General features: G+C 62.2%; 14 protein-coding genes. 8 read left to right on the top strand and 6 right to left on the bottom strand.

The genetic code is table 11. From position 1 onward, the window contains the following. The first annotated feature begins 84 nt into the window (after nucleotides 1-84). From VI340_RS05825 to VI340_RS05815, 3 genes are read left to right on the top strand one after another with little or no spacing between them, the layout of a single operon-like run. Complete coding sequence (locus VI340_RS05825; RefSeq protein ID WP_049942912.1) at nucleotides 85-792, top strand: ABC transporter ATP-binding protein; 708 nt, start codon at nucleotides 85-87, stop codon at nucleotides 790-792. Beyond that, nucleotides 792-2,027: an ABC transporter permease gene (locus VI340_RS05820; RefSeq protein ID WP_336357990.1), complete on the top strand. Its 1,236-nt coding sequence runs from the start codon at nucleotides 792-794 to the stop codon at nucleotides 2,025-2,027. Before VI340_RS05825 ends, VI340_RS05820 begins: the two co-directional genes overlap by 1 nt. 46 nt (nucleotides 2,028-2,073) lie before the next feature. Continuing rightward, nucleotides 2,074-2,553 (top strand): DUF5797 family protein, encoded by a 480-nt coding sequence (locus tag VI340_RS05815; protein ID WP_008309476.1) that lies wholly within the window; start codon nucleotides 2,074-2,076, stop codon nucleotides 2,551-2,553. Between the two features lie 56 nt (nucleotides 2,554-2,609). On the opposite strand, the gene VI340_RS05810 is transcribed toward VI340_RS05815, so the two are convergent. From VI340_RS05810 to VI340_RS05800, 3 genes are all read right to left on the bottom strand, one after another. Then, complete coding sequence (locus VI340_RS05810) at nucleotides 2,610-3,656, bottom strand: DUF5787 family protein (protein ID WP_336357989.1); 1,047 nt, start codon at nucleotides 3,654-3,656, stop codon at nucleotides 2,610-2,612. A gap of 40 nt (nucleotides 3,657-3,696) precedes the next feature. Beyond that, complete coding sequence (locus tag VI340_RS05805; protein WP_239642283.1) at nucleotides 3,697-4,362, bottom strand: DUF4013 domain-containing protein; 666 nt, start codon at nucleotides 4,360-4,362, stop codon at nucleotides 3,697-3,699. 361 nt (nucleotides 4,363-4,723) lie between these two features. After that, the gene (locus VI340_RS05800) at nucleotides 4,724-5,155 is read right to left on the bottom strand and encodes a bis(5'-nucleosyl)-tetraphosphatase (RefSeq protein WP_008309479.1); all 432 of its coding nucleotides are present in this window, start codon (nucleotides 5,153-5,155) and stop codon (nucleotides 4,724-4,726) included. Nucleotides 5,156-5,250: 95 nt separating this feature from the next. Here VI340_RS05800 and VI340_RS05795 point away from each other — a divergent pair, with 95 nt between their 5' ends. Together VI340_RS05795 and VI340_RS05790 are read left to right on the top strand one after the other, a co-directional pair. After that, nucleotides 5,251-5,583, top strand: coding sequence for an uS10/mL48 family ribosomal protein (locus VI340_RS05795; protein WP_008309480.1), 333 nt, complete (start codon nucleotides 5,251-5,253; stop codon nucleotides 5,581-5,583). A gap of 64 nt (nucleotides 5,584-5,647) precedes the next feature. Further along, nucleotides 5,648-6,919 carry an amidohydrolase gene (locus VI340_RS05790; RefSeq protein ID WP_336357988.1) on the top strand — a complete coding sequence of 424 codons (1,272 nt, stop codon included), beginning with the start codon at nucleotides 5,648-5,650 and terminating at the stop codon, nucleotides 6,917-6,919. 5 nt (nucleotides 6,920-6,924) lie between these two features. Here the strand turns inward: VI340_RS05790 and VI340_RS05785 are convergent, their stop codons facing one another. Beyond that, nucleotides 6,925-7,377 (bottom strand): type IV pilin, encoded by a 453-nt coding sequence (locus tag VI340_RS05785; protein WP_080504302.1) that lies wholly within the window; start codon nucleotides 7,375-7,377, stop codon nucleotides 6,925-6,927. A gap of 243 nt (nucleotides 7,378-7,620) precedes the next feature. Continuing rightward, nucleotides 7,621-9,039: a geranylgeranyl reductase family protein gene (locus VI340_RS05780; protein WP_336357987.1), complete on the bottom strand. Its 1,419-nt coding sequence runs from the start codon at nucleotides 9,037-9,039 to the stop codon at nucleotides 7,621-7,623. A 182-nt stretch (nucleotides 9,040-9,221) separates the two neighbouring features. On the opposite strand from VI340_RS05780, the gene VI340_RS05775 reads away from it, so the two are divergent. Both VI340_RS05775 and VI340_RS05770 read left to right on the top strand, forming a co-directional pair. Continuing rightward, nucleotides 9,222-9,554 carry a 2Fe-2S iron-sulfur cluster-binding protein gene (locus tag VI340_RS05775; protein WP_008309487.1) on the top strand — a complete coding sequence of 111 codons (333 nt, stop codon included), beginning with the start codon at nucleotides 9,222-9,224 and terminating at the stop codon, nucleotides 9,552-9,554. Nucleotides 9,555-9,749: 195 nt separating this feature from the next. After that, nucleotides 9,750-10,352 carry a DUF7110 family protein gene (locus VI340_RS05770; RefSeq protein ID WP_008309489.1) on the top strand — a complete coding sequence of 201 codons (603 nt, stop codon included), beginning with the start codon at nucleotides 9,750-9,752 and terminating at the stop codon, nucleotides 10,350-10,352. Nucleotides 10,353-10,432: 80 nt separating this feature from the next. On the opposite strand, the gene VI340_RS05765 is transcribed toward VI340_RS05770, so the two are convergent. Beyond that, nucleotides 10,433-11,050: a stage II sporulation protein M gene (locus VI340_RS05765; protein WP_008309491.1), complete on the bottom strand. Its 618-nt coding sequence runs from the start codon at nucleotides 11,048-11,050 to the stop codon at nucleotides 10,433-10,435. 136 nt (nucleotides 11,051-11,186) lie between these two features. On the opposite strand from VI340_RS05765, the gene VI340_RS05760 reads away from it, so the two are divergent. Then, nucleotides 11,187-12,164, top strand: coding sequence for a phosphoadenosine phosphosulfate reductase family protein (locus VI340_RS05760; RefSeq protein WP_008309493.1), 978 nt, complete (start codon nucleotides 11,187-11,189; stop codon nucleotides 12,162-12,164). Nucleotides 12,165-12,559: the final 395 nt, after the last annotated feature.

The following is a 12,559-nucleotide window of genomic DNA, read 5'->3' as shown; positions in this document are numbered from 1 at the left end:
TTCTTCTTGTCAGAGCGCGGACTGTATCCGGCGAAACCTGGGCCCGGCGAACCCCTCATTGCCGTCCAGTCCGTACATCGGTCCGTGAGCGAGTCAGCGAACACGACCGTCCGCGTCGAGGGCGTCAGCAAGCAGTACGACCTCGGCGGGACGGTGACGGCGCTGGACGACGTTAGCCTGGACCTGTCGGCAGGGTCGTACACGGCGGTTATGGGACCGAGCGGCTCCGGAAAGAGCACACTCCTGAATCTCATCGGCGGGCTGGACACGCCGTCGTCGGGACAGGTGGTCGTCAACGGACAGGACGTTTCGGCGGCCAGCGAGGCCGAACGGGCCGACATCCGCGGGACTGAGGTCGGCTTCGTCTTCCAGACGTTCAATCTCATGCCGCGACTGTCCGCGGTGGAAAACGTCGCCCTGCCGCTCGTCTTCGACGGCTGGGACCGCGCCCGTCGCCGCGAGCGGTCGGTGTCGTTACTCTCTGAGGTGGGGCTCGCCGACCGCACCGACCACGTCCCCTCGGAACTCAGCGGCGGCCAGCGCCAGCGGGTCGCTATCGCCCGCGCCCTGTCGACCGACCCGGCGTTGATTCTCGCCGACGAGCCCACCGGCAACGTCGACACGGACACCGGCGCACAGATACTCGACCTGTTCGACGATCTCCACGCGGCGGGCAACACGTTCCTGCTGGTGACCCACGAGCGCCACGTCGCCGAGCGGGCGGAGCGCATCGTCCACGTCGAGGACGGCCACATCCAGTCCGTCGAGGACGTTTCCGGAGGGCAGGACTGATGGACACCGGCGAGAGCGTGCGAATCACGCTCCGGTCTATCAGGGCCCACAAGCTCCGGTCGGCGCTGACGGTCGTCGGCGTCGTCATCGGCATCGCGTCGGTCATCACCTTCGCCACGTTCGGGGCCAGCGTCGAGGCGGAAATCGTCGGCGACATCGAGACATCGAACGCGGGCAACATCTACGTGTTCGGGACGCCGTCGGGCGACGACGACTTCGACCGGACGCTTCAGCCGGTGTTCACCGAGTACGACATTCAGCAGTTGGAGGGGATTACCGGAGTACAAGCGGTACTCCCGCGCGGTATCGTCCAGACGCAATCGGTACGGCACGGGGACCAGACCCTCGCTAGACAGCAGGTCACGGCGATACGGCCGGCCAGCATCAACGACGGGGTCCTCGTCGACGGACGCTCCTTCGAAACCGACGAGGAGGCCGTCGTCGTCAACGAGCGCATGGCGAGGTCGTTTTCCGAGAACCTCACGACCGGCGAGCGACTCACGATGACGATGCCCGACGGGGGCGAGCGCAACGTCACAGTCGTCGGCGTCGTCAACGGGACCCGCGGCGAGGTCCCGGTCAGCGAGTTCGCCCGCCAGCCGCGGGTGTACGTCCCCATCGACCCGTTCTACGACTCCGTCGTCGAGAGTCCTTCAGCGGGCGTGCGACAGCGCGCGTACCCGCAGGTGACCCTCGTCGTCGACCCTCGGGCGATTCCGGAAACGCAGTCGGCGATTCAGACGTACCTCTCCGGTAATTCTGATGCGCGGTCGCTGTCGGCCGACGACACGGAACTGGTCGCTCGCTCGGGCAACGACTTCGTCGAGGAAATCAGCGACGTCATCGAGCGCATCACGCGCTTCGTCACCGGCATCGCCGTTATCGCGCTGGTCGTCGGCGCTATCGGTATCGCCAACGTGATGCTCGTCAGCGTGACCGAACGGACCCGCGAAATCGGCATCATGAAAGCCGTCGGGGCGCGCAACCGCGATGTAATGCAGGTGTTCCTCGTCGAGGCCGCACTGCTCGGGACGATTGGCTCGCTGCTCGGCGTCCCGCTCGGACTCCTCGTCGGCTACGGCGCGACTCGGTACGCCGAGGTCACGTTCTCACTCGCGCCGCTGTGGATGGCGCTCGCGGTCGCCGTGGGCGTCCTTGTCGGCGTCGTGGCCGGTCTCTATCCGGCGTGGCGGGCGGCCCGGGTCGACCCCATCGACGCGCTCAGACACGAATGATCGGGATTCAGAACACCGAAATACGTGGTCGTCGTACCGACGGGCCATGACCCTCTCGGAGGATGCCCGCGAGCGACTCGCCGACATCGTCGAACTCCAGCCGACGAAAAACGGCGAGTTGCAGGAGCGCTGGGACATGGACAGCGGGAGCGAGGTGCACCAGTACCTCGAATCCGAACTCAAGGAGTACTACTACCGCAACGACAACAGCCTCATCTGTGCGACGCCGGAGGCGACGACGCTCATCGACGGGGAGGACTCCGAACGGATACAGACGGTGACGGTCACCACGCTTCAGCAGGCTATCGTCGACGTGATCGCCGGGCCGGACGAGGAGAGCCAGAGCGTCGTCGCCGTGTTACACGCCCTCCGCGAGGTCGGCGAGGACCGCGACACCGACGATGTTCGCTCCGCGCTCCGCAGCCTCGCAGACAAAGGTATCGTGGAGACGGTTGAGAAGACGGTGCCGACGTTCAGGCTCGCCGTTCCCCGGGACGAACTGGACATCGAGCTATCCGAGGAGTGAGTGCGTCCCACAGTACCGGTCGGTTACTCTGACAGCCCGGCCGCGGTGTCGGTCCGCTACTCCGACAGTCCCGGCCGCTGGCGGCGACGACGCCGTGCTAACACCCGCTGTATCGCTTTGCCCGGACCGCCGTCGAGCGGCCACGCCTTCGACCGCCACGCCGGCGGCTCCGGCTCGTAGGACGGACACTGGCCCCGACACTCCGCGGCCGTCGGGAGACACTCTTTCGCCGCGCAGTGGGGATACACACCAGTTTCGTCGGCGCTGAGTTGGAAGTGCCGGCAGTCGGGACGCATCGTGTCCACGTACGCGCGCCACCCGCGAGCGTACGCCCGTTCGGCGATGGCGAGCCGCCGCTCGCGCTTCCAATCGGGACTCGCGTACTCGAACCGCGCCGCGCTGGTGTCGTCGTCCGGTCGGTCCAGAATGCGCGTTCCAGGGTCGTCAACCGACAGCGACCGCGGTTGCCAGACCGCCTCGGCCGTGCCTATCTCTGGGTCGACAGTCAACACGCCGGCGGCTGCCGGCAAGTCAGCCAGCAGGATCGGCTCGACGCGCTCGTCGGTCGCCGCCGTCGCCACCCACACCTCGTCGGCCAGCGATAAGGCGATGTCCCGCTGTAGTTGTGGGACGAGATTTCTGGCGGCGCTGGCAGTGAGATCGGGCTTGTTCTCGATAGCGACGATCCGTCGGACCCAGTCCGGATACGGGCGTACCCGACGGATTTCGATGCGGTTACCCCGCTTTCGGGTCTCGATGGCGTCCCGGTCGGCCGCCTCGTGAATCGACTCTCGGACGTACCGCCACGGATAGCCCGGGTCAGGCAGCGCATCGCGGTAGTACGTCCAGCCGGCCGGCGCGTTCTGCAGGACGTGCAGGAGGTCCGAGTCGAACGGCTCCGCCCCGAACTTCGCTCGCTCGCAGAGTCCGTCGGGGTCACACTCCAGCACAATCGTGTCCCAGCGGCGGTGTTTCGTCCCGAACTGTCTGGCGACCAGCACCGCCGCGTCGTCGGACGGCGCCCACGCTCGTTCGACCCATTGACAGACAGCCAGTTCGAAGGCGAACTCGGAGTCTGAATCGGCTCCACCACTCGATGTCACGTATCTCGAAAAAATAGCCGGCCGCGTAAGAACTGCTGGGTTAGGCTGACGTGGTCGGACCTGTTACCTGCTGTGCGCTCTTGTTCGTCTGGCTTGCGAATGCCGTTCCGAACATACGGAAGACGGCGACCTGCCCGTAGTAGGTGACGAACGGAACGAGAACGAGTCCGATGACAGTAATCGCCAGAATATTGCTGATGAGGTTCGTGATGATGCCAACGACAATCGGCATCAGGACTGCGATGAAGTAGTCGCTCGTGAGAACGACGTTTTTCAGCAATGAGAAGTCGAACGCCGCTCCAAGGCTGCCTTCGACCGCCATATTGGCGAGTGCTGCCGGGACAATATAGTAAATGAGGAACATTACTGGAATCAGGAGGAGGATCGTCATGAACCCGAATCCGGCGATGATTCCGCCGCCAGAGTCGCCAGCAGCGCCACCCAACCCGAGGAGGACGCTGCCGATACCGAAGATGACAGCTATGGGAACGATAGAGTACACGAGACCGACGATACTGAACTTGATGCCGTCGATGATGAGTTCACCCCAGTCGTCCCAGGCGGGTGGCTCGGATTCACCTTCAACCGTCGTTCCGATCACGCGAAGCAAATAGCCGTTGAACGCGAACACCGGAATCAAGAGGAAAAAGAACACCAGCAGTACGCCGCCGATCAACATCTGTGCTATCCAACTGTCGCCTTGCATTGGGTACGATAGTCCGTCTTCTAACATTTTGGATGCCTCTTTGCAAACTGTAAGCTTATCGTATTTAAAAATACTGTTAGTATTGAATTAGAGATTATTCATAAAACACATTTATGCCCGTAAATAGCTTAGCTGCGGCTGATATCGCGGTATTAGTAGTTTGTATTACATATGCGGGCGAACTGTCGGGCAGGATACCACAGAAAGTGATGCCATTCTGTTAGTTCATATGTCACTTGAGCGGATCTGTATTCGTCGGAGAGAACATCCAGTTTCGTCATCAAGCGACGGTAAAGCCATCGCTGACCAGATGGCCACGTCGGTGCTCCGTGAATCGGGCTGGGTGCTGTCCGCTCTCCCTCTACTCCTCGTCGTCCGCTCGCTCGTCGAGGAACTCGTCTGCCTGTTCGAGTATCTCGCGGGGACCGTCCTGCGTGACCGTGTTGATGGCCTGCTCGTAGTCGCGCCATTGCAGGTCGCGGTGTTCTGTGGACAGTTCGGCTGACGCTTCGAACGATTTCGCGACGAACAGGTGGACCGTCTTGTGGATGGTGTTGCCGTTCGCCTCGAACACGTAGTCGTAGTCTTCGCGGAACCCGTCTAAAAGCCGGAAATCGCCGATTCCGGCCTCCTCTTTCACTTCGCGTATGGCGGTCTGCTGGAGTTCTTCCTCGCCCTCGACGCCGCCCTTGGGGAACTCCCAATCGCCGGGTCGGCTCTTGAGCAGGAGGTACTCCCGCCGGCCACGCGTATCGCGAAAGAGGATGGCTCCCGCGCTCGTGGCCTCTATCATTATCGGATTTTATGACACCGCTACTTAAGAGAATATCGGAGACACAACGGAAACAGATGGCCTTTTGTCACTCGCGGCTGAGTGTTCGTCTACAGATGCCCTTCGTCACGACGCTGACGTTCACCAGTGGGGACCGACACCGCCTCGAGGACATTGTCACAGAGATCAAAGAGAGCGCCGAACAGAAAGGGGTCGAACTCAAAGGCCCGCATCCGAAGCAACCACAGGAACTGCGGGTTCCACAGTCGAAGTCACTGGGGCCAAGCGGCGGCCGCTTCGAGTCTTGGACCCACACCGTCTACACCCGGACGATAGAGATCGTCGGGTACGAGGAGTTCGCTCGGAACGTTACTCAGCGAACCTTCCCGAACGCCATCCACGTCGAGGCCGGCGTCGAACAGCGGACGCAGGTCGGCAGCGGGTCGTAGGGCCGGAGTGACTGTCGTCCGCTCCTGTGGATTCTTATAAGTAACTGTGCCCCGTTTCGCCGGCATGAACGAGTCTCAACAGGAACGGCTCAGGTCCGTTCGACGTGACCTACACAGCTACCCTGAACCCGCGTGGCGGGAGTTCTACACCACCAGTCGCATCGTCGACGAACTCGAACGTATCGGCGTCGACCAGTTGCATCTCGGTCAGGATGTCGTGGACGGCGACGCGCGGATGGCAGTCCCGGACGCTGATGAACTCGAAGACTGGCAGGCGAAGGCCCGAGAGGCCGGGGCTCGCGAGGACGTGCTGGAGGCCGCCACCGGGGGATTCACCGGTGCCCTCGCTGTGCTCGAACAGGGCGATGGGCCGACCGTCGCGCTCCGGGTCGACATCGACGCGCTTCCGATAACGGAGTCAGACAGCGTGACACACGCCCCGGCGACAGAGGAGTTCCGTTCAGCCAACGAGGGGTATATGCACGCCTGCGGACACGACGCCCACGCAACGATTGGCCTTGGCGTGCTGGAGGCAGTGAAAGAGAGTGACTTCAGGGGAACGTTCAAAGTCGTCTTTCAGCCGGCCGAAGAGGTCATCGGCGGCGGGAAGGCCGTCGCCGAAAGCGGTCATCTCGACGACGTGGACCACTTGCTGGCGATACATATCGGTCTCGACCATCCGACCGGTGAGATTGTCGCCGGGGTCGGCGGCTTCCTCGCCGTCCGGCAGTTCAGAGCGACGTTCACTGGTGAGTCTGCTCACGCAGGGGGGCATCCGGCACAGGGGCGGGACGCCGTCCAGGCGCTGGCAACTGCCGTGCAGAACCTCCACGCGATTCGGCGGCACGGCGACGGCGCGACGCGGGTCAACGCCGGGGTCGTCGAGGGTGGCACAGCCACGAACATCGTCCCCGAGGAAGCGACGCTGGAAGGGGAAGTCCGGGGTGAGACGACCGCGCTCAAGGAGTACATGAGCGAGCGGGCGGACACCGTCATGTCATCCGCAGCCGAGATGCACGACTGCGAGGTCGCCATCGAGACGACCGCAGAAGCGCCGAGTGCGGTGAGCGACGAGGTACTCGCGGGCGTGGTGTACGACGCGGCAGAATCAGTTCCCGGCGTCACAAGCCGCCTTCGGACCGACGACCTCGGCGGGAGCGAAGACGCGACCTACCTGATGGACCGCGTCCAGGACCGCGGCGGCACGGCGACGTTCGTCGGTATCGGTACCGACCACCCCGGCGGCCACCACACGCCCACGTTCGACGTCGACGAGGATTCACTGGCCATCGGTATCGACGTCGTCAGCAAAGCGATCAGCCAACTGAGTGAGTGAATACGCTACGGCGCTTCCCAGCTGGCGAGCTGGATCGATTTGCCGCTATCCGGCGACTTCCAGTTCAGCGTGACCGTTGCATCCGAGAGATCAGCGGCTTTCGAAAACGTCACCTTCGACCCGGCTGTGATTTCCGAACCGGCCGCCGGTGCGCCGCCGAGACTCGGGAAATCGTGCTGTCCGTTGGCGGTTGAAGCCCCGCTAACGGTGATGTACAGGTTTCCGGCCCGGATCGAGTCGCCGCTCCGGTGTTCGATTGTCAGGCTGTCGGGACTACCCGCGTCGTAATCGAACGTAAACGCCGCCTGTGGCGCGCTTTGGCCGAGACTCCCAGACCCGAAATCGAGGAAGAACGTCGCTGCTGTCGCCGCCAACAGCACTGTTATTGCAACCATTAGAATGACACCAACAACTGGCGAGACTGCACTATCGTCGGATTGGAATCTGCGTGCTAGCATGATTGACCCCCACTCGGGCGACGGTCGACACGCTGTCTCCGTCTCGGTGACCCCCCGGTCGACCGACCCCAGTGTGACTTCATTTTGATATCATGTTGTTAAATAATAAAACTTGTTGTTCAGAACTATAGTTCATGATTTCAGCAACTACTCTCCGGATAGCTGTTCGAAACGCCGTCGCTGCTGCTGGCAATCCCGCGCCAGAATATCAGAACCAACCGGAAGACGCAACGAACCGCCGCGTCAGTACTTGGGCTCTGCGCCAGTGACGTCGTAGATATCGTCCATAATCGAGTCGCGCTCGCGCTGCCAGGCCTCGAAGCCGCTGCGGTCGCTTGGATAGGATTCGTAATGCTCCAGCAGCCGGTCGGCAGCTTTCTTCGTCTGGTAGAGGTCCCGGATAGTCCCCAAGTGGCCGATGCTCTTGACTGCCATCTTGATTTTGAGTCCGAGCCCGATACTGGTCGAGCCGCCGTACAGCGCCTCGGCGAGCTTCTCGCCGGGTAACGCGGCCAGCAGCGCCATCAGGTCGTCGACGTCGTAGGCGGTGGTGAAGATGTTGTACACGTCAAGCGCCGCGTACCGGGCGCCGAAGTGCTCCATCACGCGCTCGTTGTACTCCCAGAGCGCGGCTTCGTCGTCCGTCCGGCCGGATTCGATAGCCTCGATAGCCTGTTCGGCGGCGTAGGTCCCGGCGTAGGCCGCACCGGCGATACCGCCGCCGGTGGTTGGATTGACGTGTCCAGCGGCATCCCCGACGGCCATGAACCCGGGCGCGACGGCGGAGTCGTACGGCCGGCGCGTCGGCAGCGCAGCGCCGAGTTTATCCTGTACCTCCGCGCCCTCGAACTCGCTTCGGCCCTGCAGGTCGCGCTTGAGGTCGTCGACCAGTTCCATCGGCTCCTCGTTCATCTGGAAGCCGAGACCGGCGTTGATCTCCGTGTCCGTACGCGGGAAGTACCAGAGGTAGCCGGCGGAGCGCTCGGTCGGCTTGAACACGAGCGCGTCGTCCCATTCGACCGGCTCGTCAACCTCGATAATCTCCCGGTAGGCAGAGCAAAACTGCGAGTACTGGACGTTCGTGTCGAAGGTCGCGTCTTCGAGGTCGGTCTTGTCCTGCAGAATCGAGAGCGCGCCGGCCCCGTCGATGACCATGTCACCCTCGTACGTGACGGGGTCGCCTTTCCGCATGGCTTTCACGCCGGTCACACGGCCGCTGTCGTCCTGCAACACGTCTTGAACGACCGTGTCGTAATGGAACTCCACGCCGCTGTTGTGTGCCCCTTCGATGAGACAGCGACCGTACTCCCAGCGGTCGATGACGGCGAGTTCGCCCGGCACGGGGATTTCGAGGACGGTGTCTTCCTGTGGTATCTCGAACCGGCCGTGGTCGACATCTGTGTTGGTAAACGCCGGTTCGAGCTGTGACTTCGGAATCGCTTCAGGGAAGTCGCTGGCACCCTTGAGCGCGTCCCCACAGGCGATGTGGCCGGCCTCGGTCTCGTCTTTTCGCTCTACGACAACGACGTCGTAGCCCGCGTCTGCGACAGTCGCGGCGGCGTAACAGCCGGATGTCCCGGCCCCGACGACGACAACGTCCACGGAAACGGTCCGTGCAGTCGCCGACGCTCCGCCGGCGTTGTCGTCCTGGTGTGTGGTCATGCACTCCCGTCCTGCCCGGAGAGAGAAAATTATTCCGACTACGGGTTTCAGAACTGCTGTAACTATTTCTGCGATGCACAGCCGACTACGGGTGCGTCATGCGGCATTGACGGACAGCGGTCCGTTTCGCTCCGGGACAGCGGTGATAAAGAGTTTTGCTGGGGGGTGTCAAAGGGCCGAGCATGACCGAGTACACGGTGACGTTCGTGGGGACGGGCGAGGAAATCACCGTCTCCGAGAAGGAGACGATTCTCTCGCGGTGTATCGAGGAGGGTATCGCCCAGGAGTACTCCTGCCGCGTGGGGATGTGCCTGGCCTGTTCGGCGGAAATCATTGAGGGATCGGTCACGCAGCCTGCCGCCCGCGGACTGACCGACCGTGAACGGGAGAACTACGCACTGACTTGCATGGCGCGCCCGCAGTCGGACCTGAAACTCGACCGCGGGAAGTACCCGCCCAGTATTGAAGCGGATGTCGACCTGGAGGACGGCGATGCCACGCCTGCGGACGACTAGTAGGCACTGAATACCATTAGCATATGGCCTGCTAGAAGGTCTGTAAATACCTTTAACATACGCCTGATATATTGCCTGATATAGAGCGGTGAAACCGCGAATGAAGGACAGGTCATATAAGCAAGTGGCCCCTATGGAGTAGTGACTACAGCGTCAGCGGACGGCCTTCGACGACTGATACACGCTTCCCCAACCATGACCAGCCGCGTATACAGACTTCACTCGACACTTGAACTGCCACTGGAAGACGCCTACGATTTCTTCGAGGATCCGGACCTTCCCCCCGAAATCGCTGACATCGACATCACCCGTCGAAACAATACGCTAATCGTCAGCGCCGTCGCCAAAGACGACTCCATGAGCAAGTACACCCCGACGGCCCAGCTCAAGGCCAGCGTCACGGAGAATCGGGTGTACGAGGAAGACCCCGACGAGATGGGACCGCCCGGAGCCGCGAGTACCGGGAGTTCCGGCGGTGGCCCCCAGTGGGGTGCACTCGAAGAGGAAGAGGAAGAGATCGAGTCCGAACTCGTTGAGTACGCCTGCTTCAAGGGCGACCGTGAGACCGTGCTCCAGAACACCGCGCTCCAGTACGCGATGTTCGAGGTTCTGTGTGAGGTCGCGAAAGTCGCTGAGAAAGGAACGTTGACGGCGATTGCGGCGGTCGACGAGGAACTCGAAGCCGTCCGCATCGTCGATGGGGAAGAGCGGCCCGCCGCGATCAACGTTGCAGAGGAACCCCGCGACGGCGAGGAAGAAGAGGGCGTCAACTGGCGCGACAACGAGTTCATCTCGTAACGCGGCCTGCGGAGCGTCCGGTCACGGATTCAATTTTGCCGAGCCGTAGCTCAACACCGAATAGCGGACGGTCCGAACCGCTACGCTGGCGTGATGCCCGAGAGATCGGCGTCCGTGAACCGTGACGCGATTTCGATTGTGAGGTTCGCTTCGATGTAGGCCGCAATCACGATTAGTACGGCGGCCGTTGCAAGCAGCCAGCCGGCTTCCCGGAGATCCTGTCCAGTAACCAGTTCGTTTGTGCGGCCACGGATGTACTGTATCGTGCGCCACCCGAACCGAAGCCCGACGGCGGCGACGATGAGCAGTGCGGGGATCTCGATGAGGCCGTGTGGAACGATGAGTGCGGCGACGACGACGGGCGAGACCTGCTTGAGTGCGATACCGACGACGACCCCGATGAGCAGGCCGTTCAAGACGAGCGACAGGACCGTCATCGAACCGAGCGAGATAGCGCCGAGTGCCATCACGAGCAACGCCCCGAGGTTGTTAACGGTCAGTGAGACTGTCGTTAGCTCAGCCGGCATGAAGGGATTCTCGCCGGTCGTTCCGGGGTTCTGAAGCCATTCGGCGGGCACCTGGCTGCCGAGTCCGTACCCGAGGAGTCCACTGACGATCAGGATCAGCGCGGCTACAGGGACATAGCGCAACAGCCAGCGGTGAAAGAGGCGGGCCGGGAGGGTTGGGCGGTCGTCCATACCACGCCTTTCGCGCCGGCAGCAAAAAACCCGAGTGACCTGAACGGGCGCGGCCGCCGTTTTATTTGCCACCGCCTCACACACCTGTCGGCCATCCAAAAAGTACTTGGCACTCGTAATTATATCTCATTACACTATGTCCGAATCAGCAGAGTTCCCGGACTATCTGGACGTTGATTACACTGACGGGGAAGGCGAAGACCCCGAAGAGTACCCGACTGTCAACCACAAGATCGAGAAGGCTATCGAGGTCACGAAGACCGGCCTCGAAGAGTACGAGAACCCTGTCGTGATGTGGACCGGCGGCAAGGACTCGACGCTGACGCTGTACTTCGTCAAGGAGGTCGCCGACCGCTTCGACCTCGAAGTCCCGCCGGTCGTCTTCATCGACCACTACCAGCACTTCGACGAACTCATCGACTTCGTCGAGCACTGGGCCGACGAGTGGGACCTCGACGTCATCTGGGCCCGCAACGAGGACGTGGGCAACTACGTCGACGAGAACGGTCTCGAACCGGGTGACGACATCCCTGTCGACGAACTCTCCGAGCACAACCAGCACCACATTCGGAACATCCTCGAATACGAAGAGGACACGTTCCCGTTCCTGCTCGACACCTACGTCGGCAACCACCTCCTGAAGACGGTGGCGCTCAACGACACCATCGAGGAGCACGACGTCGACGGCATCCTGTCGGGCATCCGCTGGGACGAGCAGGAGTCCCGCGCCGACGAGACGTTCTTCTCGCCGCGTCACGACCCGGACATCTACCCGCCGCACGACCGCATCCAGTCGATTCTCCAGTTCGCGGAAGCCGACGTGTGGGAGGCCTTCTGGAACTTCGTCGTCCCGGACACCGTCGAGGGCTACCCGGACGACGGCTACGTCCCGCAGGGCCAGGACGACCTGCCCGAGGGCATCGAGAAGGAAGACGTGCCGGTCTCGCCGAAGTACTTCGCCGGATTCCGTTCGCTCGGGAGCGAGGTCAGCACCGACAAGTCCGCCGAGGAGCCCGCCTGGCTGCAGGACATGGCGAACACGACCGAGCGCGCCGGCCGCGCCCAGGACAAGGAAGACCTGATGGAGCGCCTGCGCGACCTCGGCTATATGTAAGCGGCCACGGAACGACGCTGATTCCGTACTGTTATTTCCCTTGCTGTCTCAGTAGCGACGTTCGCCACGACAAACAGTAAATACACGGCCGAATCCGTCTGTCGACCGAGACGAGTGGTCTCCGATAGCTGACCCCCGGAGTACAGAAGCCCCCCTCGGCACTGAATACTGTCACTCTAACACTTCGACAAGAGTCGATGTATCCCGCGCCGGCAGCAATCCCGGACCCGGTGTGGTCAAACGCACAGAGTAGACACGGCTGTCGTTATGTGCGCGGCAACGGCTACAGGCGACGACCAATACCCGTTTTAGACCCTTGTTCATCCTTTCTGAACGATGTAATTATCCGTCCCACAATCCGGTGGATTGCAGTCTAAGCCTCGCTACGTCCCGCA

The organism is Haloarcula sp. CGMCC 1.6347, from assembly GCF_037078395.1.
In the GTDB taxonomy this organism is placed as follows: Archaea; Halobacteriota; Halobacteria; order Halobacteriales; family Haloarculaceae; genus Haloarcula; species Haloarcula amylolytica.
The sequence above is the reverse complement of the archived record's forward strand: the minus strand, read 5'-3'. Positions and strand labels throughout refer to the sequence as shown.

Excerpts from the sequence above, each read along its gene's own strand:
- VI340_RS05820 (WP_336357990.1), top strand. The coding sequence starts at position 792 with ATGGACACCGGCGAGAGCGTGCGAATCACGCTCCGGTCTATCAGGGCC.
- VI340_RS05815 (WP_008309476.1), top strand. The coding sequence starts at position 2,074 with ATGACCCTCTCGGAGGATGCCCGCGAGCGACTCGCCGACATCGTCGAA.
- VI340_RS05805 (WP_239642283.1), bottom strand. The coding sequence starts at position 4,362 with ATGCAAGGCGACAGTTGGATAGCACAGATGTTGATCGGCGGCGTACTG.
- VI340_RS05800 (WP_008309479.1), bottom strand. The coding sequence starts at position 5,155 with ATGATAGAGGCCACGAGCGCGGGAGCCATCCTCTTTCGCGATACGCGT.
- VI340_RS05795 (WP_008309480.1), top strand. The coding sequence starts at position 5,251 with ATGCCCTTCGTCACGACGCTGACGTTCACCAGTGGGGACCGACACCGC.
- VI340_RS05790 (WP_336357988.1), top strand. The coding sequence starts at position 5,648 with ATGAACGAGTCTCAACAGGAACGGCTCAGGTCCGTTCGACGTGACCTA.
- VI340_RS05785 (WP_080504302.1), bottom strand. The coding sequence starts at position 7,377 with ATGCTAGCACGCAGATTCCAATCCGACGATAGTGCAGTCTCGCCAGTT.
- VI340_RS05780 (WP_336357987.1), bottom strand. The coding sequence starts at position 9,039 with ATGACCACACACCAGGACGACAACGCCGGCGGAGCGTCGGCGACTGCA.
- VI340_RS05775 (WP_008309487.1), top strand. The coding sequence starts at position 9,222 with ATGACCGAGTACACGGTGACGTTCGTGGGGACGGGCGAGGAAATCACC.
- VI340_RS05770 (WP_008309489.1), top strand. The coding sequence starts at position 9,750 with ATGACCAGCCGCGTATACAGACTTCACTCGACACTTGAACTGCCACTG.
- VI340_RS05765 (WP_008309491.1), bottom strand. The coding sequence starts at position 11,050 with ATGGACGACCGCCCAACCCTCCCGGCCCGCCTCTTTCACCGCTGGCTG.
- VI340_RS05760 (WP_008309493.1), top strand. The coding sequence starts at position 11,187 with ATGTCCGAATCAGCAGAGTTCCCGGACTATCTGGACGTTGATTACACT.